Origin of the sequence: Natrinema sp. SYSU A 869 (genome assembly GCF_019879105.1) — an archaeon.
GTDB lineage: Archaea > Halobacteriota > Halobacteria > Halobacteriales > Natrialbaceae > Natrinema.
The window spans coordinates 2,693,199-2,715,737 of the sequence record NZ_CP082249.1 but is presented as its reverse complement, the minus strand read 5'-3'; the positions used below and the strand labels follow the sequence as shown (position 1 = coordinate 2,715,737).

General features: G+C 62.4%; 18 protein-coding genes and 3 pseudogenes. 10 read left to right on the top strand and 11 right to left on the bottom strand.

What is annotated here, in order from left to right; genetic code table 11:
- Positions 1–3: 3 nt before the first annotated feature.
- Both K6I40_RS21605 and ahaH read right to left on the bottom strand, forming a co-directional pair.
- Positions 4–2,241: a V-type ATP synthase subunit I gene (locus K6I40_RS21605; RefSeq protein ID WP_255681824.1), complete on the bottom strand. Its 2,238-nt coding sequence runs from the start codon at positions 2,239–2,241 to the stop codon at positions 4–6.
- Positions 2,228–2,560 carry an ATP synthase archaeal subunit H gene (ahaH, locus tag K6I40_RS21600; RefSeq protein ID WP_222916440.1) on the bottom strand — a complete coding sequence of 111 codons (333 nt, stop codon included), beginning with the start codon at positions 2,558–2,560 and terminating at the stop codon, positions 2,228–2,230. The genes K6I40_RS21605 and ahaH overlap by 14 nt, the downstream gene beginning before the upstream one ends.
- A gap of 156 nt (positions 2,561–2,716) precedes the next feature.
- Here ahaH and K6I40_RS21595 point away from each other — a divergent pair, with 156 nt between their 5' ends.
- Complete coding sequence (locus K6I40_RS21595; RefSeq protein ID WP_222916438.1) at positions 2,717–3,340, top strand: methyltransferase domain-containing protein; 624 nt, start codon at positions 2,717–2,719, stop codon at positions 3,338–3,340.
- Positions 3,341–3,360: 20 nt separating this feature from the next.
- On the opposite strand, the gene K6I40_RS21590 is transcribed toward K6I40_RS21595, so the two are convergent.
- Entirely contained in the window at positions 3,361–3,870 is a 510-nt protein-coding gene (locus K6I40_RS21590) for a type IV pilin (RefSeq protein WP_222916436.1), read from the bottom strand.
- Between the two features lie 112 nt (positions 3,871–3,982).
- Entirely contained in the window at positions 3,983–5,236 is a 1,254-nt protein-coding gene (locus K6I40_RS21585; protein WP_222916434.1) for a hypothetical protein, read from the bottom strand.
- Positions 5,237–5,405: 169 nt separating this feature from the next.
- On the opposite strand from K6I40_RS21585, the gene K6I40_RS21580 reads away from it, so the two are divergent.
- A complete protein-coding gene (locus K6I40_RS21580; protein ID WP_222916432.1) occupies positions 5,406–6,713 on the top strand; it encodes a hypothetical protein in 1,308 nt (435 codons plus the stop codon).
- A 33-nt stretch (positions 6,714–6,746) separates the two neighbouring features.
- On the opposite strand, the pseudogene K6I40_RS21575 reads toward K6I40_RS21580, so the two are convergent.
- Positions 6,747–7,534 (bottom strand): annotated as a pseudogene (locus K6I40_RS21575) (hypothetical protein).
- Between the two features lie 430 nt (positions 7,535–7,964).
- Complete coding sequence (locus tag K6I40_RS21570; RefSeq protein ID WP_222916430.1) at positions 7,965–8,960, bottom strand: radical SAM protein; 996 nt, start codon at positions 8,958–8,960, stop codon at positions 7,965–7,967.
- 126 nt (positions 8,961–9,086) lie between these two features.
- Here K6I40_RS21570 and K6I40_RS21565 point away from each other — a divergent pair, with 126 nt between their 5' ends.
- A complete protein-coding gene (locus K6I40_RS21565) occupies positions 9,087–11,132 on the top strand; it encodes a PAS domain S-box protein (RefSeq protein WP_222916428.1) in 2,046 nt (681 codons plus the stop codon).
- 80 nt (positions 11,133–11,212) lie between these two features.
- Positions 11,213–12,328: a DUF373 family protein gene (locus tag K6I40_RS21560; protein ID WP_222916426.1), complete on the top strand. Its 1,116-nt coding sequence runs from the start codon at positions 11,213–11,215 to the stop codon at positions 12,326–12,328.
- A gap of 200 nt (positions 12,329–12,528) precedes the next feature.
- On the opposite strand, the gene K6I40_RS21555 is transcribed toward K6I40_RS21560, so the two are convergent.
- From K6I40_RS21555 to K6I40_RS21540, 4 genes and pseudogenes are all read right to left on the bottom strand, one after another.
- A complete protein-coding gene (locus K6I40_RS21555; protein WP_222916424.1) occupies positions 12,529–13,371 on the bottom strand; it encodes a polyprenyl synthetase family protein in 843 nt (280 codons plus the stop codon).
- A gap of 57 nt (positions 13,372–13,428) precedes the next feature.
- Positions 13,429–14,961 (bottom strand): annotated as a pseudogene (locus K6I40_RS21550) (methyl-accepting chemotaxis protein); the annotation flags it as partial.
- 195 nt (positions 14,962–15,156) lie between these two features.
- Complete coding sequence (locus tag K6I40_RS21545; RefSeq protein ID WP_222916421.1) at positions 15,157–16,110, bottom strand: electron transfer flavoprotein subunit alpha/FixB family protein; 954 nt, start codon at positions 16,108–16,110, stop codon at positions 15,157–15,159.
- Positions 16,107–16,898, bottom strand: coding sequence for an electron transfer flavoprotein subunit beta/FixA family protein (locus tag K6I40_RS21540; protein ID WP_222916418.1), 792 nt, complete (start codon positions 16,896–16,898; stop codon positions 16,107–16,109). Before K6I40_RS21540 ends, K6I40_RS21545 begins: the two co-directional genes overlap by 4 nt.
- 203 nt (positions 16,899–17,101) lie before the next feature.
- On the opposite strand from K6I40_RS21540, the gene K6I40_RS21535 reads away from it, so the two are divergent.
- The 4 genes and pseudogenes from K6I40_RS21535 to K6I40_RS21520 all read left to right on the top strand — a co-directional run bounded on the left by K6I40_RS21535 (position 17,102) and on the right by K6I40_RS21520 (position 20,064).
- On the top strand, positions 17,102–17,587 hold the full coding sequence (locus K6I40_RS21535) for a TRAM domain-containing protein (protein WP_222916416.1): 486 nt from the start codon (positions 17,102–17,104) through the stop codon (positions 17,585–17,587).
- A gap of 247 nt (positions 17,588–17,834) precedes the next feature.
- Positions 17,835–18,827 carry an MBL fold metallo-hydrolase gene (locus K6I40_RS21530; RefSeq protein ID WP_222916413.1) on the top strand — a complete coding sequence of 331 codons (993 nt, stop codon included), beginning with the start codon at positions 17,835–17,837 and terminating at the stop codon, positions 18,825–18,827.
- A 158-nt stretch (positions 18,828–18,985) separates the two neighbouring features.
- Positions 18,986–19,338, top strand: a pseudogene (locus K6I40_RS21525) (hypothetical protein).
- A gap of 267 nt (positions 19,339–19,605) precedes the next feature.
- A complete protein-coding gene (locus K6I40_RS21520) occupies positions 19,606–20,064 on the top strand; it encodes a Tfx family DNA-binding protein (protein ID WP_222916412.1) in 459 nt (152 codons plus the stop codon).
- A 29-nt stretch (positions 20,065–20,093) separates the two neighbouring features.
- Here K6I40_RS21520 and sugE read toward each other — a convergent pair whose 3' ends face one another.
- Positions 20,094–20,417: a quaternary ammonium compound efflux SMR transporter SugE gene (gene sugE, locus K6I40_RS21515; RefSeq protein ID WP_222916411.1), complete on the bottom strand. Its 324-nt coding sequence runs from the start codon at positions 20,415–20,417 to the stop codon at positions 20,094–20,096.
- 117 nt (positions 20,418–20,534) lie between these two features.
- Between sugE and K6I40_RS21510 the strand changes: the two genes are divergently transcribed.
- On the top strand, positions 20,535–21,320 hold the full coding sequence (locus K6I40_RS21510; RefSeq protein ID WP_222916408.1) for an SDR family oxidoreductase: 786 nt from the start codon (positions 20,535–20,537) through the stop codon (positions 21,318–21,320).
- Between the two features lie 165 nt (positions 21,321–21,485).
- Entirely contained in the window at positions 21,486–22,478 is a 993-nt protein-coding gene (locus tag K6I40_RS21505) for a hypothetical protein (protein ID WP_222916404.1), read from the top strand.
- The last annotated feature ends 61 nt before the right edge of the window (positions 22,479–22,539 follow it).

The following is a 22,539-nucleotide window of genomic DNA, read 5'->3' as shown; positions in this document are numbered from 1 at the left end:
TTGTTAGTCCTCAGTGTGGTTTCGATCGGTTCCGAACGGTTCGTAGTTCTCCCCACCGCCTTCATAAAACTTGTTAAAGAATTCGACGTACTCGAGGCGCACAGCCTGTAAGCCGGCGCTTGTCACGCCAAGAACTAGCACGACAATGTGCCCGAGTACGAGAATCACAAGTCCGCCGATCAGGGCCGCGGTCCCCGAATGCATGAGGCCGCCGAAGATAACTTCGGCCCCCTCACCGTAGTGCTCGGCGACGTAGCTCGGCTCGTGATTTCGAAGGAAGTGGAACGCGCCGTCAGGATCCTCGTACCCGCCGAAGAACAGCAGGTTGACCACGAACGCCATGCCGGCCTTCGCGAGCAACACTGCGCCCATCCGGGTGTACGAGAAGACGTTGACGACGACGTCGAGCGATTCGACGAGTTCGACGGGGTCGCTGATTCCAAGCATGACGAGCCCGATCAGGAAGACCAGTAGCGGGGCCGTCAGCAGGAAATCAATCCCCGGAATCGTGACGAGTCCCCACTCCGGGAACCCGGTGAAGCCGATTGGGAACGGCCCGTCGCTGGCGAACGTGTCGAACAGGAAGCCTGGCTTCGAGCCCTTCACATGCTCCGAGAAGATCCAGATCCAGATCCCGTTGATCATCAGGATCCACGAGCCGCTGTGGAAGAGGGCGTCTTTGACCCCGTGGCTGAGGTTCTCGTAGAAGTCCAGGATGTATCCAATGTTGAGGTGGACGATCCCGGCCAGCACGCTGACGACCATCCAGCCCAGGGCGAAGTCGGCTGCTGCCGGCTCGAGCCCCTTGTTGAGCGGCAGTAACTCGACGTGCAGCAGGTCGTGCCAGAGCACTTCTCCGAGCACGTGCAGGCCGAATATCTCGCCGTAGATGGCCCCGAACAGGATCGTGAACAGCCCCGCCCAGATGGCGACGCCGCCGAGACTGGTGATTCCCTTGCTGTCGAACCGCGTTGCCATGTAGGCCCCGATGGCCACGTACATGATCCCGTAGCCGACGTCACCGATCATGAATCCGAAGAACACCGGGAACGTCAGGAACAGGAAGATCGTCGGGTCCAGCTCGCTGTACTTCGGTCGGTTGACCGCCTGCACCAGCAGCTCGAACGGCTTGGCGACAGACGGGTTGTTCTGGACCACTGGCGGCTCGTCGCCCATCGTCACGGTCGAACCGCCGTCCGTGACTGCCTTCTGTTGTTGCTCGTCCGCATCGGCAGCGCCGTCGTCTTCCTCGTCGGCTCCGGCTGGCGTTCCCTTCTGGACCTCTTCCGTATGGGAGTGTGCGCCGTGCCGGTCGTAGTCCGCTCGCTCGAGTTCTTCGACCTCGACACTGTCGCCGACGGCGTCGTTCAGCGTGGCGACGAGCCGGTCGTACTCGTCGGTCGGGATCCAGCCTTCCGCGACGAAGGCGTGTTCCGTCGTCGCGAACTGCAGCGGCGCTTCCGCCTGCTGGACTTCAATCGTTAGCTCTTCTTCGACTCGCAGGAGGAAACTCGCTTCCTCCCGTTTGATCTCCTCGAGTTCCGTGTCAATCTCGTCGAGCTGGGACTCGAGTTTCTGTTTCCGGTTCTCGAGATCGGAAACGTACTCCTCGGGACTCTGCTCGGTGTCAGGAACCTCGTAGCGGGTGAACTCGACGCTGACCAGCGCGTCGTCGATCGGCGCCTCGTCGGCGTCCTCGGTGGGCGCGGCCACGATGGCCACAACGTCGCCGCCGGTGAACGTCTCGAACGCCCGAATGTCATCGGACGCGGCGACGGCCGCCTCGACTTCGTCGAGGGGACCCTCACCGACGAGGACGTCGACCGTCTCGTACCCTGACAGCAGGTCGAGGTCGATACCGAGCGCCGCGAACGGAGCGACGCGGTCGATCTTTTCGTTGATCTCCCGCAGTTCGTTGTTGACCTCACTGCGCCGGTCGTCGAGTTCGTTAACCCGCGTTCGGGTCTCCTCGAGTCGCGCTTCCCAGTCGTCCTCGAGCCGCCCCGGATCGGCCTCGTCGGCCGACAGATCCAGGGTGCTCTCGAGGGCGCGGACGGTAACCAGCTTCTCGGAGGCTTGATCGGCACCCTCCATGGGGTTGCCGTTGTCGAACCCCTCCCAGGAGCCGTCGTAGTCCGAGAGATGCACCAGACTCAGCTTGTGAACCGTCTCGATGACCGTGGGCATGACGCCCCGCGAACCGGTCACCGAGACCTTGCTCATTCGTTCAGGTCTGAGCATGGACGTCCTCCTGGAACAGTTCGACGACGTGGTCGGTCACGTCGTCGACCCGTTTCCGGGCGCGCTCGGCGAGTTCCTCACGCTCCTGTTCGCCTTCTTCGAGGACCTGCTCGCATTCCGCATCGATCTCCTCGCGAGCTTCCTCCAGGCGACGCTCTCTGAGCTCCTGCGCCTCCTGTTCCGCTTCCGTGCGAATCTCCTCGGCACGTTCCCGGGCCTCGGCTATTCGCTCGTCGCGGTCGTTTTCTGCCAATGCGACGATCTCGTCGGCCTCCTCTTCCGCCGACTTAATTCGTTCGAGAACCTCTGGCCTCGGCATACTCTAAGCAATCGGACGTTTGCCAGAGCGCGTATATGGTAGTTGCGAAAGTGGCTCAGCACGAACCGGTTCCAAACGGCCGATAATAATTTCTTACTCCCTCGACAAGGACCCGGAACAGTAGACATATGCCGGTCGGACCGAAACTCGTCACTAATGGGACTTCTCGAGAACAAGGCCCGCGCTCGACTGTTCTACAAGTACCTCTCGCGGGTCTACGACCAGGTGAACCCCTTTATCTGGACTGAGGACATGCGCACCGAGGCCCTCTCCCTGCTCGACATCGAGGACGATATGACGGTCCTCGATGTCGGCTGTGGGACCGGCTTCGCGACCGAGGGACTGCTCGAGCACGTCGATGAGGTGTACGCCTTCGATCAGAGCGAACACCAACTCGAACAGGCCTACGAGAAGTTCGGAAAACGGGCACCACCGGTCCACTTCCACCGCGGCGACGCCGAACGGCTCCCGTTCGCGACGGACACGTTCGACGTCGTCTGGTCGTCGGGCTCGATTGAGTACTGGCCCAATCCAATCCTCGCGCTCCGGGAGTTCCGGCGCGTCCTCAAACCCGGCGGGCAGGTACTCGTTGTCGGCCCGAACTATCCCGACAACGTCGTCAGTCAGCTGCTGGCCAACTCCATCATGCTCTTTTACGACGAGTACGAGGCCGATAAGATGTTCAAAACCGCCGGCTTCGAAGACGTCAAACACGCGTTTATGGGTCCGTCCTACGACCCCGAGGTCGCCATCACGACAATCGGGCGCGCGCCTGAATAATCCGGTCGGGACCCGCCGTCTCACGTCGCCGTCGTCTCGAGTTCTGCGATCCGTTTCCCGTCGACGACGAGGGTTGCGGTGACAGAGTCGTCGGCCCCGAGCGTCGGTGTATTGGTGTCGGCGATCGAAACACCGGCCCGTTCTCCCGCCGTCCAGTCCGAATCAGCTCTCGAGTTGAAAGGACCGTCCGGCGCACCATCGAACCCGCTCGCGCCGACGAACGGAACCGGGGGTTGTGCACTCAGATCCCGCCCGTTTACCGCGATCGTCACCGATAATGACTCGACGTCGATGCTCTCACCGGCGACGTGTTCGATCTCAACCGTCGATCGATCGCCGTCAGCCGAGAGCTCGAAGGTCGCGGTCGGCCCTGACGACTCGAGCGACCACGCGCCGATACCGACGGCAACGACGGCCCCGAGCGCGACAGTAAGCGCTAGCAACAGAACGATACCGACGATCGGGCTGACGGCGCGTCCATCTCTCGATACTGCTGTCTGCGTGCCGCGACGGTCCCCCGTTCCGTTCACGGCCCGCTTTGGGCGCTCTCTCCCGTAAAAATCTCAGGTCGCGATCGACGAATATTCACCGGCCGGTTCTGCGTGCCTGTCAGTCCGCCCGTCCATCAGTGGTATCCCGCGGTCAGGTATCCGTAATCGTCGCGTTGACATCTCCGGACGCCGTTTCCGCTGTGATACTCACTCCGCCAAACGGCTGAGCGATCCAGCGAGATCCGTCTTCACCGGTCTCGCCGACCTCAACGCCGTCGACCATAATAGTCGTCTGGACGGGATCGCCAGTCTCCAAGTCGGTCACCGTCACGTTCATCGGGCCGTTTGCAGCCGTCTCAGTGGTCGTCATTTTGAGTCCATCGCTGATCCAGGTTTCGCTTTCGCCGGTGGGAAGCGACGAGACGGATAACTCCTGGATCTCGCGGTAGACATCGCCCGTTCTGCTGTCGAAGTAGAACTCGAGGCGACCGTGGTCGTGTCCCATTTCGGCCCAGTAATAGTTGTCATCGAAACTGTTGTCCTGAAATGACGGTCCGGATTCGCTTGCCCACGGATAGAGATTCGCGATATGATAGTATGCTTCGCTTCCTTCGAACCGGTCCGATGCCGTTTCGTTGCGGTTATCGAATCGGCTCGTTTCGACGACGTACTGACTGCCATCCATCATTGAGACGCTGTAGCCAGTCTGTGAAGTCGAGACGACAATATTGTGATAGACGTTACCCGTCGGTCGTTCGGACAGCCGGCTGAGGGTCGCTCGGAGCGGCGTCTGGTGGGCGGCGAGCGTCTTTTGGTCGGCACGTGGCTGGCTATTTTGGTCGGCATGTGTCTGGCTGCCCGACAGTGAATATCTCGGAACCTGATCTGCCCGGTTCTCCAGTTCCTCGAGGTCTTCGGACAGCATCTCCGCCTCGTTGTGATTTCGTAGCAGTATCTGGAGGAGATCCATCGACGATCGTTCGCCGATTGCGTGCGCTCTCGTGGCATTTCGTTCGCGTTGCTCGAGTTCGGTTATCCGTTGTGTAAGCCGCTCATAGGCCGCTTGGAGCATTGCTTCTCGTTCCGCGTCCGTTGCATCGTCGAACTCGCTGTCGACAATTGTATACTGGTCGTGATCGACTCGGAGCTGGTCATCCGCGCTCGTAAGCGCCATTCCCAGATCCGGTCCGTACTCGATGTACTCGCTTCTGACTTCGCCGCTGAGCTGGAGCCTGTTGGTCGTGTTATTGATTGACGTTGGCGTCGTTTGGGAGGGAAGCTCTTGCAGGCGAATCGTCTCGGCACCGCTGTTACTCTCGCCCGTTGGCCCTGCCGCGATAACAGTTATCGCAGGCAAGGAAAGGACGAGAAGCAACGCGAGAAGGACGGGGGTCGCGTTGTTCATCGACACACCGTATGGGCTCTTGATACAAAAACAGGTCGTCTCCTAATGAACAAATAAGTACCGCTTTTAACGAACCATTCACGGCCCAGTAAACCTTTTACGACCGCTAGTAACATTTTATTTTCCGATGGAAAGTGTTTTTCCCCCGGGAAACCACCCGTTGGTACGCATGCGGATGTCCACTGCCGCTACTCTCGCCCTCACGGTCCTCCTCGCAACAACCACGCTGGGGGCAGTGGCCGCTACTCCGTCGGCACAATCCCCGACGACGGTCGAGCGGTCCCCGCCAGCGCCCTCGCCTTCCACCGCAGTACTCGAGCCGTCGCAAGCCGTCTCGTCCGCGGCCACTCCGCCGCCGCCCGAGCAACCCGCCACCAAGCAGGTCATTAGAATTCGAATCACCGAAACCGGGGATGCGGAATGGACGATCGAGAGTCGATTTCGTGTGACGAACGAGACGGAAGTCGAAACGTTCAACGAGTACGCCGAAGCGGTCGTTTCGGAGCAGCGAGACGACACCCCGTACGGTCCTCAGTTGTTCCCACGGTACGCAGGTCTCGTGGCAGAGTCGACTGGCCGCGAGATGTCTGTTGAGAACGAAGGGTGGGGCGAGTACCGAATCGAGGACCGTGAAAGCGGAGCGGACCAGACGTCTGACAGAGAGACAGATCGGATCGGCATCATTTCGTACACGTTTACGTGGACGAACTTCGCCACCGTTGACGGTGATCAGATTCACGTCGGCGATTCATTTCAGACCGATGACTGGGAACTGTTCCCGGCGTTGAGTTCCGGTCAGCGCCTCGTCATCGAACCACCGCCGAACTACGGCTTCGTTGATGCTCCGACGGGGACGGACAACGGTGCGCTCGTCTGGGATGGCCCCCACGAATTCAGTGAGAACGGACTCCAGATCACGATTCTCAAGGGTGCCGGTGGGAATTCACCGCTCTTTGCTGGAGAGGGGTGGCTGATCGCTGCCATTCTCGGTCTCGTGATCATCGTCGGTGGCGCTGCGTATCTGCTCACGCGACGTGATTTCGACGTCCCGGTCTCGTCCAACCGACTTTCGTCGCTCGAGATCGCCGCGATACTCGATCGCAATGGGGACGACGATGACGACCGCGAGACCGTCACGACCGGCAGAGACAGAGGTTCCGAAGCAGTCACCTCCACGCCGGTCGATTCGGCCGCCGACGGCGATTCCAGGGCAGGGACCCGCCTCGAGTTCGATGAGCTGGTCGAAGATGAGATTGACCCCGAACTGTTGAGCGACGAGGAGCGCGTCCTCCGCCTGCTCGAGCAAAACGGCGGCCGGATGAAGCAGGCGTCCATCGTTTCGGAGACCGGCTGGTCGAACGCAAAGGTGTCGCAGTTGCTCTCGAAAATGGACGACGATAACGAAATCGAGAAGCTCCGGATCGGCCGGGAGAACCTCATCACGCTACCTGGTGTCGATCCGACCGAGACTAACTGAGCGTCTCGAATCGCTGTGTTGTCGGTTGAAAGCTCAGTTCTCGCTCGTCTCCGAATCGTTAGAATCGGCGTCGTCAACAGCCGAGTCGTCAGAATTGCCATCGTCAGCAGCCGAGTTGTCGGTCTCCGTCTCCGGATTGTACTCGACGGTCTTGCCCACGGAGTCGTAGATGTCGTCCCAGTCCTTGTCCTCATCCATCAGGAAGACCTCGACGGTCAGCGGACCGGCCCCGAACTCTTCGATTCCATCAGGGCGGACATCGATATGGTACGTGCCGTTTTCTTCCATTCGGACTTCTCCCGTGCGCTCGATCAGCTTCTGTTTGTCTTCGTTGATCTTGACGAAGAAGTACGGCTCACCGATGACGTCACCGTGTTCCGGTGGATCAACGTTTTCCATACTCGTGTTGGCGACGACCTCGAGGTTGAAGTTCGAGTATCCCTCGCCGCTCTCTGCGGGCTCTCTGTCGACGAACTCGACGGATTCGATCCGATCTTCGCGCTTGTCTTCCAGCCCCCATCATCTTTCCGGTTCGGTTCCTCCGGTGGAGTCCACTCCGCGTTCGCGGTGTCGTCTCCGTCGTCAGTGTTCGCACCTCCATCGTCAGTGTTCGCATCGTCCTCGGTTCCGTTCGAGCCGGCGGCGTCATCGGGATCGGTTTTCCCATTGTCGGATTCGTTCGCTCCCGTTTCGTTCTCATTCAGCGACTCTGTATCACCTTCGCTCGACGGTTCATCCGCTTGTGATCCCCCGAGGGCGCTACACCCGGAGAGCGCCACAAGCAGTGCGACCGCGACGACAGCGATAGTTCGGAATTGCATCGTACCCCGTGGTACCGGGACGGTTGGTATTATTACAACCCCGATAAGCGGTAGCGGCCCGTTCGACGGCAGACGGAACAGAAGGGGTTCGTAACGGCCGTTTTCGTGCATTGCACGCTGTGGGACCATCCTTAGACTGTGCAAAACAATGTGTGCCAGTTCACTTGTGACCGTTTTCGGCGAAAAATACCGACGGGGTGGAGCGCTTCTGTGCCCTCGCTTCCGAGCCACGCGATTCACGTGACTCGTTCGTACCCTCTCGCGCGGCACGCCGCGTGAACGGTCCGCGGGACCGAAGGTCCCACGCTACTCATTCTCCTCCAAAAATCTCCCCTGCGAGAGCTTCTCTCTTGTCTCGCCGGTCCTTCGCTCGGTATACTCGCGAAGACATCAAAAAGATCCGCTCACTCACTTCGTCCGCTCGCGGTGCTTACGCCAACGGCGTCCGCTCGACGACCTGCCCGTCGTAGGTCGGATACTGCTCGACGATTTCGCCCTCTTTGAGGTCGCCGTCCTCGATCATCTCCTCTAAGAGCCACCAGGCAACCTCGACGTGGTCAGTTTTGACGGTGTAGAATTCCTCGGGGACACCGAGGGCTTCGAACTCCTCAGGGTTGGCGCGGGTCTTGCCGTAGACGAGCGTGCCGTCGTCGGTGACATCGTCGAACTCGCGGCGGATGTTTCGCGCCATGCGTTTGAGACGGCGGCGGTGCTGGGCCGCGTCCTTGAACACGGAGGTACAGAAGTAGACCTTCTCGTGGTCGCCCATCACGTCGAGGATCTCCTCGCGGGAGCCGTCGACGGCGCTCATGTGGTCCTCTTTGAGTTCGTACCCCTGTTCTTGCATCCGGCGGTAGTTGCCGTCGCTCATCTCGAACTCGTTGACGTTACAGAACTCGGCGGCTCCCTCGTCGATCAGCTCGAGGAACTCTTCTTCGGCGCGGATACCAGGTATTTCGAAGGCGGGCGTCAGTCCCTCTTCGCGGGCGATATAGAGGATTTCCTCCCACTCGGTACCGTGGAGGTCACCCCATTGTTCGTAGGGTGGGTGGAAGCGAATCTCATCGAGGCCGGCCTCCGAGAGGCGGCGCATGTTCTCGCGGCCGCCGGTGATGCCGGTATAGAGGTGTGTGTGGTGATCCTCGCCGAACTCGTCTTTGAGTAACTCGAGGTAGTGACAGGTCCGGTCGAGGGCCTCCTGGGGTTCGCCGCCGGTAATCGATGTGCCCAGTGCGTCCATTCGGTGGGCCTCGGTGAGCACGTCCTCGTCGCTCTCGACGAGTCGTTCGTTGGCGTAGACGTCAGTGACGTTCTTGCGGTTCTCGCCGAGCGGGCAGTAAAAGCAGTCGCGCTGGTCGCAGTAGCCGTAGACGAACAGCACCATCTTGCCACCTTTCGCGCACTGCTCACAGCCCTTCGAGATCATTCGAGGGAACATACCCACCCGAGACTCAAAAGCAGTGCGAAACTGATCGGGGACGTGTGTCGATAGCTGTCGGTCGAGACTCACCCACATACTATTATACTGTGGAGTCTGAACATGGCGTATCTGATGTCTTCGGGGATTCACGTCCTCTGTGTCGACGATGACTCCCAACTCCTCGAGTTGACGGCCACCGTTCTCGAACGGTACAACGACAATATCGTCGTGACGACCGCGGGAAGCGGCCGCGACGGGCTGGCGATGTTCGACGGAGAGAGTGATGTCGATACCGATACCGAACCTGACCACGGTATCGACTGTGTCGTCAGCGACTACGACATGCCCGATATGGACGGCCTCGAGTTGTTCGCGGCAGTGCGGGAACGCGATTCGGCGGTTCCGTTTATTCTCTTTACCGGAAAGGGGTCCGAAGAGATCGCGGGCGAGGCGATTTCGGCCGGCGTTACGGACTACCTCCAGAAGGGATCCGGAACCGACCAGTACACCGTGCTGGCGAATCGAATCGAAAACGCCGTCGAGAAACACCGCGCCGACCGCGCCCGCCGGGAGAGCGAACGCGAACTCGAGCGGTACCGGGCCCTCGTCGAGACGGTCACCGATCCGATGTGCGTCCTCGATGACGAAGGGCGTTGTACCATCGCTAACGAAGCGTTTTGTGACCTTCTCGATACCGACCGTGATCGCGTCGTGGGCGAACACATCACGGAATTCATCAGCAGGGAGTCGTTCGAACGCGGCGTTGAGACGGTTCGCGGGCTGTATACGGGTGACCGCGAGTCGGGATACTTCGAATGTACCGTCGAGACCGATACCGGTGAGGAACGAATCTACGAGGCCAACGTGGCTGCCCTCACTGACGAGACCGGTGCATTTGCCGGCTCGACTGCGGTCATCCGTGATAGTACGTCGAGAACGCGACGGAAACACGAACTCACCCAATACGAGCGGATCATCGAACTTGCGCCGACTGCGCTCTTCGTGCTCGATGCAGACGGGACGATCACCTGGTGTAACGACGTGTTCGTCGACGCATTCGCGGAAGACAAGGCACAACTTATCGGGACGGCGTTTTCGGAACTCGTCGAGCGTGGATACTACGACGAACAGATGACGACCACGTACGCCAATGAGGTCCGCGAGCTGCTCTCCTCGACGGTCGACCGCGAACAGGCGAAGTATCAGGTTCAGTTTCACGCAGCGGACGGCGAGGAGCGAATCCACGACGTCCATACCAGACTCCTCCCACTCGAGGACGGGGCGTTTACGGGGACCATACACGCGACCCGCGATATCACCCGCCGGTGTCAGTACCGGCGCGAACTCGAACGCCAGAACGAGCGGTTAGAGGAATTCGCCAGCCTCGTGAGCCACGACCTGCGAAACCCGCTGAACGTCGGGCAAGGTCATCTCGACTCGCTCGACGAGCAATACGACAGCCAGCACGTCGACGAGCTACAGTGGTCGCTGTCACGGATGGCAGAACTCGTCGATGGGCTCCTCCAGTTGGCCCGCCAGGGGAAGTCGATCGGGGAGCAGGCGCGGTTCCCACTCGAGAACGCCGCAGAGAGGGCGTGGTCAACGGTCGACACCGGTCAGGCCCGCCTCGAGATCAACACCGACATCGAGATCTACGGTGACGAAGGTCGTGTCCGAGAACTACTCGAGAACCTGTTCCGAAACGCCGTGGAGCACGGCTCCACGAGCCCTCGATCGGATACTCACGAGGACGCCGTGGAGCACGGCTCCACGAGCCCTAACTCGCAGACTCAGCGGGAGACGGTCGAACAGAGTACCAACAGGGATGAACACGACGGGACCGATCCCCTAGTCGTCACCGTCGGTTCGCTCGAGGGAGGTCGTCAAGCGGCGGGAACAGATGCGAGTTCGAACGGGTTCTACGTCGAGGACACAGGCCGTGGGCTGTCAGCCGATCGCGACTCGTTGTTCGAGTTCGGATACACGACCGAGACGGACGGAACTGGATTCGGGCTGGCGATCGTCGAGGAGATCGTGACGGCCCACGGCTGGTCGATTTCGGCTCGAAACGGCTCGGCCGGTGGTGCCCGGTTCGAGATTTCCGATATCAGAACGACGGACGCCGACATCGAGGCCGGACCCGACGAATCCGATCTCGAGACGAACGGGCCCGGCTGAATCCATCGCGACCGCGCTCGCGCCACTATCGATTTCGTCGTCCAGAAGAGAGAAATACCGCGGCGTACAACCACGACGCGATGCTGTTGGTCCTCTGTGTCGATCTCGACGACGATCTCGGCCGCAAGACCGGCTTTTCGACGCCGGTCATCGGTCGCGACCCCGTCGAGGAGGCGGCCGTCGCCCTCGCGACGGCCGACCCGGAGGACTCGGACGTCAACGTCATCTTTCAGGGGTTGCACGTCTACGACGACCTCACGGAGCGCGACGAAAGCGTCGAGGTTGCCGTCGTCACCGGCAACGACCAGGGCGACGTCAGCGCCAACCGTGAAGTCGGCGACGAGGTCGACACCGTCCTCGCCAGTCTCTCGACCGCAGAAGACGTTACCGCCCTCGTCGTCACAGACGGCGCACAGGACGAATCCGTCATCCCGATCATCCGCTCGCGCGTCCCCATCGACGGTGTCCGGCGGGTCGTCGTCCGACAGGCACAGAATCTCGAGTCGATGTACTACACGATCAAGCAGGTGTTAGACGACCCCGAAACGCGCGGGACGGTGCTCATTCCGCTCGGTATCCTCCTGTTGATCTACCCGCTCGCACTGGTCGGCTCCGTACTGGAAATGCCCGGTTTCGTGCTGGGGACGACGTCGGCGCTGCTTGGCTTCTATCTCATCTCGCGGGGCCTGGGCCTCGGCGACCGGCTGGATGCGGCCGTCGAACGCGCCCGCCACTCGCTGTACGCCGGCCGAACGACGCTGCTGGCGTACGTCGTCGCCGCGGCACTGTTCGTCCTCGGCGGCGTCAGCGGAATGGAGACCCTCGAGTCAGTGCGTGCATCGACCGCCGGCACGCTCGAAGCGCCCGTTATGCTCGCGGCACTGGTCAACGGGGCAATCCTCTGGTTCGCGGCCGCGGGACTGACAACCAGTCTGGGACAGATCACTGACGAGTACATCGCCGGCTCGCTCGAGTGGCGCTATCTGAATGCGCCCTTCTACGTGCTCTCGATCGCGGTCGTTCTCCACGCAGTAAGCGCGTTCTTCCTCGAGGAAGTCGGGATCACGTATCTCGCGGCGGCGCTGACGGCGGGGACACTGCTCGGGATCTCGAGCACGCTCACCTTCGCCGTCGCGGAGTCACGGTTCTCGGACGCGGATCGGGATGAGGGACGGCGCGGGGCCGAACGGGTCTGATCGGCCACTCGGTTCGCGAGCGGTCGACCCGCTTTTCGGCGCTTTCGGGGCCAGTCACTCGCTCGAGTCCGAACTCGCTCTCGAGGACGATCGATCCCGCCGCCGGCCGATCGGCAGCGGCAAAATCACGCCGGCGATTTCGGCCGATCGTGTACTCGCGGCACTCTCTAAGTCGAAGACAGTAGCCATCGGTTCGCTGGCTATTGTTCTCGCTCGACGACGAATTCGGCGAGATCGAGGAGATACTGCCGCGCCTCGGGATCGGCGACCTCGACCCGATCTAAGGCGTCGATTGCCCGGTCGGCTTCCCGCCGGGCGTGGGTGTTTGCCTCGTCGGGCGTGAGATCGGTCACCTGAACGACCGACGGGCGCTCTAAGGCGGCGTCGTGGCCGGTCGGTTTGCCGAGTTCCTCGGGATCGGCGATGGCGTCTAACACGTCGTCCCTGATTTGGAAGGCGACACCGACCCGTTCGGCGTACTCGCCGAGTGCCTCGACGGTAACGGGATCGGAGTCAGCGGCGATCGCTCCGAGTTCGGCCGCAGCTCGGAACAGTGCACCCGTCTTGCGACGCGCCAGCGTCATATACTCCTCTTCGTTTGCGGGCTCGGCCGACAGCTCGGTCGCCTCGCCGATGCCGAGTTCGACCATCGCCTCGGCGACGACGCGCGTGGCGTCCGGATTCGCCGAAAAGAGCGCGAACGCCTCGCCCAACAGCCCGTCGCTGGTAATGATCGCCGGGCCGTGGCCGAACTCAGCCCAGGCGCTGGTCGTCCCGCGTCGCAGCTCCGAGCGATCAATGATGTCGTCGACGACGAGCGAGGCACTGTGGACGAGTTCGATACCGACGCCGAACTCGACCGCGTCCTCGGCCCGTCCGCCGACCGTCTCACAGGCAAGTAGCGTCACCATCGGTCGGACGCGCTTCCCGCCCGAGAGCGCGACATGGCGAACTTCCTCGCTGAGCGTCTCGGGTTCGACACCCTCGACTACCTCGATAAGACGCTCCTCGATCAGCGCCCGTCGGCGCTCCAGCAGTTCCATCACCCGCGCTTAGAACGGCGGTAAAAAGTACGTGACGGTTCGAAAGTCGCGTTTACCTTACTCGTCCCCGGACTGGGTGAACATGAACTCGTCTTCCGACGATCCGTCACCGTCTGTTTCGTCCGCGTTCGACTCCGAGCCGGATACCGTGTCGTCCGTCTCGCCTTCTTCGGCATCGCTTCCGTCTCCCACGCCAGTCACGTCCCTCGCGACTTCTGGCGGTGACCCGTCGTCCAATTTCGGTCCATCTGTAGTCTCGGCCCCTGTGTCGGATCTCCCATCACGGTGCTCGATTGCGTCGTCGCCGTCGATGTCCGTCTCTTCGAACTCGAAGGTCGTGTCGTGGTCGGATTCGTACTCATCGACGGTTACGTCCTCCACTTGCTCGGTTTCGAAGTGATCGAGCGTTTCGCTCAGGTGTGCCGCTTGGTCGGCAAGCGAACTTGCGCTTTCCGACACCTCGGAGAGGGCGGAAGTCTGTTCTTCCGCAGCCACCGCGACGCGCTGGGATTCGGCCGCGGTCGATTCGGAGATGGTCGTTGCCGACGAGACCATGGCGACGACCTCTTGGGTCGAGGCCGCCTGTTCCTCGGTCGCCGCGGAAATCTCTTGGACGCCGTCGTTGGTCCGGTCGGCGTAGTGAGCAATTTCGTCGAGCGCTTCTGCGGCGTTTTCCACGGAGCCGACGTGTTCCGAGATCCGATCCGCAGTCCGCTGGACTTCGGTCGCCGTCGAACTCGTCTGTTCGTCGATCCGCTCCAACCGCTGTTCGATGTCCTCGGCGGTCGATTTCGTGTCTGCGGCCAGCTCTTTGACCTGTGTCGCGACGGCACCGAACCCGGTGCCATCCTCGCCGCTGCCGCCCCGTGCGGCCTCGATGTTCGCGTTCAGGGCAAGCATGTTCGTCTCACGGGCGACGTCAGAGATGAACTCGACCAACTCGTCGACCTGTGCCATCTCCTCCTCGAGGTCCTGAATTGCGTCGACGGCCTCGGTCGACTCCGATTCGATCTCGTGCATTCCGTCGATTGCCTCCTGAGCCGCTTTGCGACCGAGTCGCCCCGTTTCGGCCGTCTGTTCGGCGAGGTCCGCGACGTTGTTCGAGGAGGCCGCGATCTCCTCTGTCGTCGTCGAGAGGCCACCCATCTCCTGATTGACCGACTGCAGGTTCTGATTCTGACGATCCGCACCGTCGGAGATCGACTGAATCGACTCTGAAACCTGCTGTGATACCGAGCGGACCTCCTCGGAACTGGCAGTCACCTGTTCGCTAGCCGCTGCGACCTCGCTGGCGAAGGCCTTGACGTCGGCGGTCGTCTCCTCGAGTTCCTCGACCATCTCGTTGAACGCGAACGCGATGTCGGTCATCGCCTCGCTCTCGCTTTCGGAGTCGAGCCGCTGAGTCAGATCACCATCGGCACACTCGTCCATCACACTGCTGAACTCCGCGGCCTTCGTCTCGAGGTGGCGGTTCATCGACTCGGTCTCGGCGCGGGCCGCTTCGGCCTCCTCGCGTGCAACCTCGGCGGCCTCGATCTGGTTTCGCAACGAGTTGCCCATGCTGTCGAAGCCGTCGTACAGCCGGCCGAGTGTCTCAGCCGCTGATGGCCACTGCTCGAGCGGTACTGACGAGAGTCGTCACCGTGCTCGAGCACTGTCGATGATCGGTGGCTGTCACCGACTGCTGTAGTGGTTTGTCCGCGGAAGCCGTGGCGTCCGCTGGCCATCTCCCAGGTTCGAAAAGAGGGGACCAGTCGTCCTCGGATGGAAGAACCGTCCGACCGATTATTCGAACTCGTCGATGAGTTCCGGCACGACGTCGAAGAGGTCGTCGACGATCGCGTAGTCGGCAATGTCCATGATCGGCGCGTTGGGGTCCGTGTTGATCGCAATGATCGTATCGGAGCCTTTCATCCCAGCGACGTGCTGTACCGCGCCGGAGATACCGATGGCGATGTAGACATCGGGGGTGACGACCTTCCCGGACTGGCCGACCTGTCGGTTCTTGGGCAGCCAGCCGTTGTCGACGATCGGGCGCGAGGACGACAGCGTCGCGCCCAGCGCGTCGGCAAGGTCGCGGATCAGGTCGAGGTTCTCCTCTTCCTCGATGCCGCGGCCGATCGAGACGAGGAGTTCGGCCTCGCTGATGTCGACGTCGCCGCCGCCGACTTCCTCGAATCCGTTGACGGTCGAGCCGATCGCGTCCTCGTCGATGTCCGCGTCGAAGGCCTCGATCGTGGCGTCGCCGGTACCTTCCGCAGCCGGCCACTCGGCACCGCGGATCGTGATGACCGCGTCGCCGGTGAGTTCATTCGTCGTCTCGACCTTGCCACCGTACATCTCGCGGGTCGCGACAAGCGTCTCGCCGTCGTTGTCGAGATCGATCGTGTCGGTGACGACCGGCAGGTCGAGCCGGTCGGCGATTGCAGGCGCGTAATCGAGTCCGTTGACGCTGTTGGGCGTCAGGACGTATTGGGGGGCGAGTTCGTCGTAGAGCTGCGTGATCGCCTGCGTGTAGACATCGTGGTTGAACTCCTCACCGTGGTCGACGGTGTGGATAGCGTCGACGCCCTCGCGGTTGCACTTCTCGGCGAAGTCGTCGACGGTGCCGCTGATGACTGTGAGGTGGAGGTCGCCGCCAGTTTCGTCGGCGAGTTGGCGGCCGGCCGTGATGAGCTCGTAGCTGACGTCGCGCAGTTCGCCGCGGCGGTGGTCTGCGACTGCGAGGACATCCGTCATTGTGCCACCCCCTTGTCGCGGAGCAGTTCACCGAGCTCCGAGGCGGTCTCGTCGGCGCTTCCCTCCCAGACGGTCGCGTCGCTCTCGCTTTCGGGCTCGTACATGTCCGTCAGCTCGAGTTCGGTTTCGATGGTGCTCTCGTCGACGCTGATGTCGGCCAGGTCCTTTACGTCGAGTTCCTTGCGCTGGGCCTGTCGGATGCCACGGAGGCTGGCGTAGCGCGGCTCGTTGATACCCGTCTGGATCGTCAGGACGGCCGGGAGCTCGACGTCAGTCAGCTCCTCGACGCCGCCCTCGAGTTCGCGTCGCACGGAGGCGATTTCGTCGTCGAGATCGTGCTCGAGGTGGTTGACGACGGCTCCCCACTGGAAGCCGAGGTTCTCGGCAACCGAGACGCCAGTCGCAGCGAAGCTGTCGTCGCCGGCCTGCACGCCCGAGAGCACGAGGTCGGGGTCTTCCGCCTCGATAACGGCGCTGAGGATCTCCGTCTTGGCGTTGACGTCGAGCAGGTCGACGTCCTCTAAGGCGTCGTCCCAGACGCGGACGGCACGGTCAGCACCCTTTGCGAGGGCCTGTCGGATGGTCTGTTCGCACTCTTCCGGACCAATGGTGACCGTCACGACTTCGTCGGCGATGCCGTCTTCCTGGAGCTGAACGGCCTCTTCGATCGCGTAATCGTCCCACTCGTTGAGGTCGGCACCGAGGTACTGGGCCGCGATTTCGGTTCCCTCGATTTCGAACTCGTCTTCGACGGTCGCCACCTCTTTGACCGTAACGAGAATTTTCATCATTTATCACTGCTACGTCCATACCGTAAACCTTTTCGAAACCGCCAGTCGTACGGAAGCCGTTCAGTTACCATGTTTTACAGATTCTGTCGGTGCCGTTATGGTTGCTGTCCACTCTCTCGCCGTTCGCTACCAGCGTTTTGTTCCGCGGCCCCGGTCCCCAAGACGGAAACGGTTTAACGCCACCACTGGTAGTGGCGATCATGGCAGACTGTCCACTCGCCGACGACTGCCCGGAATTCTCCGAACGGATTTCGGGAATGGGATGTCAACACTACGGTGACCGGGGTGGCAAGGAGTGGTGCAACCACTACGGCCAGCCGATCGAGGATCTCAAGACACAGCCGGTCAAGTCTGGCGAGGAAGTCGTCATCGACGTCGTCGACATGCACGAAAGCGGTGCCGGCGTCGGCCGAACCGAAGACGGGTTCATCGTGATGGTCGACGGCGTCCTGCCGGAAGCCCGTGCGCGAGTCGAGATCACGCGGGTTCACAGCAATCATGCACGCGCCGAGGAACTCGAGCTCCTGCCGATGGACCCCGACAGTGAGGACGTGGACGTGGACGGAGACGAGGCGGTCGACACGGATGTAGACGGGGATGTCGCAGCCGAAGACGAAACGGACGATGGCGATGACAGCCCCGACCGCGAGCGACTCGGCAGCCGCGATAACTTCTGGGGCTCGTAACGCGCCCTCGAGTGGACAGAGCAGGCGGAGCGTTTGCAGTCGGTTTCTACTGATTTCGATCCGGTACCAGCACCCGTTCCCGTGGTGGCGTCGTCCGTGATGGTCGGACGAGTTCGGGCCAATCGGGTCGTTCTCTGACTAGGACGTTTTCCAGGAAGGGCCAGTGACCATGCGGTAATGTCCCCTTCTCGCTTTGTGATGTGCCGCTTCACACAACGTTTTCTCGGCTCCCGTGAGATGTGGGTGCATGGAACGCATTTCGCTCTCGAACTCGGCGTTCGAAGGTGACAACAACGCCTACCTCTTTGCCGACGGCTCGGAGACGGTCCTGATCGATACCGGCGACTGGATGGCGACGACTCGCGAGCAACTCGAGGCGGCCCTGTCCGAGCGCGGGCTCGAATTCGCCGATATCGACCGAGTCTTTCTGACGCACTGGCACCACGATCACTGCGGGCTGGCTGGCGAGATTCAGGCCGAGAGCGGTGCCGCGGTGTACGTCCACGCCGACGACGCGGCGCTCGTCGAGGGCGACGAGGAGGCCTGGGACGCGATGTACGACCGTCAGAAGCAGTACTTCGCGGAGTGGGGGATGCCCGACGACCAGCAAGCAGTCCTGCTCGAGCGCATGAATCATGGCGAGACGTCGGTCGAGACGCCGACCGTAACGCCGTTCGCGGACGGTGACACCTTCTCGTTCGACGATACCGAACTCGAGGTTGTTCACACGTCCGGGCACGCCGCCGGCCTCAGCATGTTCGAGGCAGACCTCGACAGTGGTCGAGAGGTCTTCTCCGGTGACGCATTGTTGCCCGTCTACACGCCCAACGTCGGCGGTGCTGACGTCCGCGTTGAGCGCCCGCTCGCAAAGTACCTCCGCGCGCTCCAGGGGATCGTCGACGCCGATTACGCTCGGGCGTGGCCGGGGCATCGCGAGCCGATCGACAACCCCGCTGACCGCGCCCATCATATCATCGATCACCACGAGGAACGCTCTTGGCGAGTCCTCGACGCGCTGGACCGGCTCGGTCCCTGTGACACGTGGACCGTCAGCGCCGACCTGTTCGGCGACCTCGACGGGATCCACATCCTTCACGGCCCCGGCGAGTCCTACGCGCACCTAGAACACCTCGAGCGAGCGGGGACCGTCGTCCGCGAGGGCACCAAGTATCGACTTGCCGACGGCGTTTCGGATGCACTAGCCGCGACCGCCGGGGAGCGCTGGACCCTCGAGTACTGAGCCGCGACGCGTCGGTCCGTCGTAGCCGGCCGCTCCGGTCCGCTCCGGTCCGCTCCGGTCGTTCCGGTCCGCTCGAACTTGGCCGCGGCTCGGCCACTGCCGCGAGTCGATCTAATACCGAGAAGTATTTACTCATTCCTGAGTTAGAAATGAGTATGATGTGGCAAGACCTAATATTCCTCGCCGGAAGCGTCCTCTCGATCGTGTTCCTCGCGCCGACGGTCCGCGACGCGACGGCGAACATCCCCTCGGCTCGAGCGTCCCGTCGATGACGATCGGCGCGGTCTATGCGGCCACGTACGCGACGATGGGAATGCGATTCTCGGCGTTCGGCTCGCTCGGCGTCGCGACGATGTGGTCGCTGATCGTTTCCTACCGCTCGCCCGGCCCCCACGACGGCCCCGCGAACGTCGTTCACTTCGTCCGCTCGCTGGTCCGACAGGCACGACAGACCGTGACCGGGACGCCGACCGACGATGAGTACGTCGCGCCCAGCCAATCGGCAGACTGAAACTGACTCGAGCAGTCGAGCGCTCGATACCATCATTCTCTCGGTCCCTCTCCGTTCCATAGCCGATTGTTTTCGTACAGCCAGCCGTCTGGTTCCGACGCTCGCCACGGGTGGCGTCTCCGGGCTCGCAGCCGCTGGTTCCGTGATCGATCACCGGTATCGAAGGCGGAGACTGGGAGTGCCGAGACCGTGGAAGCTTTGATCCCGCCACAAGCTAGTTCTTAGCATGTATACGCGAGCCTGCGGATTCGGGGGAGGCGAGTCGCCGTGATCGACGACGTCGAAGAACTCCTCGAGGATATCGGGTTCGATCCGGAGACGAGCGTGTTGACCTACCGGCAGGCACAGGTGCTCTCCCTGCGCGAGCGCGGCATTTCCCAGGCTGACATCGCCGAAGCGCTCGGCACCTCGCGGGCGAACGTCTCTTCAATCGAGTCCAGCGCTCGCGAGAACGTCTCGAAGGCCCGCGAAACGGTTGCGTTCGCGGAGGCGCTTCGCGCGCCAGTCCGGGTTCGCGTGCCGTCCGGAACCGATCTTTACGACGTCCCGCAACTGGTCTACGACGCCTGTGACGAGGCCGGCGTCAAGGTCGACCACACCGCACCAGATCTGATGAAGGTCGTCAGCGATGCTGCGGGACCGGCGGTCACCGGCCGGCAGGTATCGACGCCGCTGATCGTCGGCGTGACGTCGGAGGGCATGGTTCGGGTTCGACATCAAGACTGACGGTGCACACGGCGGGACGAGCGATGTCGTCAGTGACCGCCTGAGACGAGATTGAGGCCGACGATTCCGACGACGATGAGTGACAGAAACGCGAGCCGAGCGAGGGTCGCGGGTTCGTCGAGCAGGACGATCCCAAGCGTCGCCGTTCCGACCGCGCCGATCCCGGTCCAGACTGCATATGCGGTTCCGATAGGGAGGTCCCGGACTGCCCGTGCGAGAAGGACCATGCTCAGAAGGAGCGCGACGGCCGTTCCGACCGTCGGTACCGGTTTCGAGAGTCCCTCCGAGTAGTGTAACCCGATTGCCCACGCGATTTCGAACAGTCCGGCGACGAACAGGAGCGGCCAGGACATCGTGTCTCTCCGTCCGGTCTCGCCCGTCTATAGTACAGCGATATTCGATCGGTGGTCCGGGTGTAATCGCTCTCCGATTCCCCGAGTGATTTGTAGCCCGCCGCCGTCGCTCCGGGTATGGACTTCGAACTCGACGGCAACAGCGCACTGGTGACCGCCTCTTCGAGCGGCCTCGGCTTCGCGAGTGCACAGGCACTCGCCGAGGAGGGTGCAAACGTCGCGATCTGTGGGCGCGACGCGGAGCGACTCGAGGACGCACGTCAGGACCTCGAGGAGACGGCGACGGGCGACGTGATCGCCGTCCAGACGGATCTCACGGATCCTGACGACGTCTCGCATCTCGTGAGCGAGACAGTCGACGCCTTCGGGGGGATCGATCACCTCGTTACCTCCTCGGGCGGCCCGCCGAGTACCACCTTCCTCGAGACCGACGAACAGGCCTGGTACCAGGCCTACGACCTGCTGGTGATGAGCGTTGTCTGGACAATCGAGGAAACCTACGACCACCTCCTCGAGTCCGACCACGGGACGATTACCTGCATCACCTCTCGCACCGTCCAGGAGGTCGCGGACGGCTTGCTGCTCTCGAACTCGGTACGTCGGAGCGTGATCGGCCTCGTCAAAACGGTCTCCCGCGAGTTCGCGCCGGAGATCCGGGCCAACGCGGTCCTCCCGGGGACGATCGAGACGCCCCGAATCGAGGAACTCATCGAGGCCGGCGTCGAGCGCGGGACGTACGACGACTACGAGGCGGGGCTGACGGCGATGGCGGACGACATTCCGATGGACCGCATCGGCGAGCCCCGAGAGCTCGGGGACGTCGTCGCCTTCCTCTCGAGTCCGCACGCGAGTTTCGTCAACGGAGCCGAGATTCCGATCGACGGCGGGCTGTTACGGAGCTGAGACGACCGCATCGGTGGCCGTGTCGGGGCCCGTCGCGACCGCAATCATCACGGCCGCAACCGCTGTCTCATTCGCTACCGGAGCTGCTGTCACTGCCGCGACCTGACAGCCTGCTCTCGATTTTCGAACCGAAATCCTCTCGGTTTCCCTCGGAAGAGTGGGGATGTGTACGGTCCGGTTCAGCTGGCAGGGTACCTCGCGTTGCTGGTGACGCCAGCCATGTTGCTTTTCGGTGCTGTTCGCGCACCGACAGCCCTTCCGACCGGGATACTGAGCATCCAGTTCGGGGTCGTTCTCGCGGGGACCGTCGTCGCCGCGACGGAGCGCCGGCGTCTCTGGGAGTTCGATGCGGTCGGCTGGGAGTTCGATGCGACGGGATTCAATCGCATGGACGCCGTCGACGTGCTCGCAGTCGCGGCTGCTGCGGTCGGTACGTACTGGCTGAGCGTTTCGGTCGGCCTCGGTCCGGTTCTGGCCTCCGCGGTCGTCGGGCTGGTCGTCGGTCTCGCGCTTCGGCGAGTCGACGGCGCGGCCTACTGCGGTTCGTTCGTCGGGATGGCCTCACCGGCGCTGTTCCCGTCGCTCGAGTGGGTCGCGCTGGCGGGACTGCTCGCCGGCCTCGCGTTCGTCGCGACAGCGGAATCGTTCGGCGGCTTCGGCGGGAAGTACGGGACGATCGCGCTCTTCGGCTGCATTGCAACGGTGTTCCTGACGGACATCGACTACGCCAGCGGAGGGTCGCTCGCGTGGCGGCTCGCCCCGGCGATCGTCATCGTCGCCGTCGTCGCTGCAGTCGCGACCGTCGTGCTCCGCACTCGCGGTGGGCTGAGTTCGGTCGTCGCCTCTGCGGCGGTCGGGGTGGTCGCGGGCGTCGTATTCCCGCCGGTCCTCCCTGAACTGGGGGCGACGCTGGCCACAGTCGCCTTCTGTGCTTCGTTCGTCGGGATGTCGAGCGGCGAGCGATTGGAAAGCACGAGGCACGTCGCGGGTGCCGGGCTCCTCTGTGGCGTCGTTTTTCTCGCCGTCTCGCCTGCGCTCGCCGGCGCGGGTGGCAAACTTGGCACGACCGCGTTCGTCTCCTGTCTCGCCGTCGCCGGCGCGCAGGAACTGAACGCCGTCGTCCGCTCGAGAGTCCGCCGCTTCGCTCCGAGCCGTTGATCACCGGTATCCGGTCGCTATCGGGGTCGTTGGCACCTCGAGCGTGGGATATTCCTCGTTG

Coding starts and splice junctions, on each gene's coding strand:
- K6I40_RS21605 (WP_255681824.1), bottom strand. CDS start 2,241: ATGCTCAGACCTGAACGAATGAGCAAGGTCTCGGTGACCGGTTCGCGG.
- ahaH (WP_222916440.1), bottom strand. CDS start 2,560: ATGCCGAGGCCAGAGGTTCTCGAACGAATTAAGTCGGCGGAAGAGGAG.
- K6I40_RS21595 (WP_222916438.1), top strand. CDS start 2,717: ATGGGACTTCTCGAGAACAAGGCCCGCGCTCGACTGTTCTACAAGTAC.
- K6I40_RS21585 (WP_222916434.1), bottom strand. CDS start 5,236: ATGAACAACGCGACCCCCGTCCTTCTCGCGTTGCTTCTCGTCCTTTCC.
- K6I40_RS21580 (WP_222916432.1), top strand. CDS start 5,406: ATGCGGATGTCCACTGCCGCTACTCTCGCCCTCACGGTCCTCCTCGCA.
- K6I40_RS21570 (WP_222916430.1), bottom strand. CDS start 8,960: ATGATCTCGAAGGGCTGTGAGCAGTGCGCGAAAGGTGGCAAGATGGTG.
- K6I40_RS21565 (WP_222916428.1), top strand. CDS start 9,087: ATGTCTTCGGGGATTCACGTCCTCTGTGTCGACGATGACTCCCAACTC.
- K6I40_RS21560 (WP_222916426.1), top strand. CDS start 11,213: ATGCTGTTGGTCCTCTGTGTCGATCTCGACGACGATCTCGGCCGCAAG.
- K6I40_RS21555 (WP_222916424.1), bottom strand. CDS start 13,371: ATGGAACTGCTGGAGCGCCGACGGGCGCTGATCGAGGAGCGTCTTATC.
- K6I40_RS21545 (WP_222916421.1), bottom strand. CDS start 16,110: ATGACGGATGTCCTCGCAGTCGCAGACCACCGCCGCGGCGAACTGCGC.
- K6I40_RS21540 (WP_222916418.1), bottom strand. CDS start 16,898: ATGAAAATTCTCGTTACGGTCAAAGAGGTGGCGACCGTCGAAGACGAG.
- K6I40_RS21535 (WP_222916416.1), top strand. CDS start 17,102: ATGGCAGACTGTCCACTCGCCGACGACTGCCCGGAATTCTCCGAACGG.
- K6I40_RS21530 (WP_222916413.1), top strand. CDS start 17,835: ATGGAACGCATTTCGCTCTCGAACTCGGCGTTCGAAGGTGACAACAAC.
- sugE (WP_222916411.1), bottom strand. CDS start 20,417: ATGTCCTGGCCGCTCCTGTTCGTCGCCGGACTGTTCGAAATCGCGTGG.
- K6I40_RS21510 (WP_222916408.1), top strand. CDS start 20,535: ATGGACTTCGAACTCGACGGCAACAGCGCACTGGTGACCGCCTCTTCG.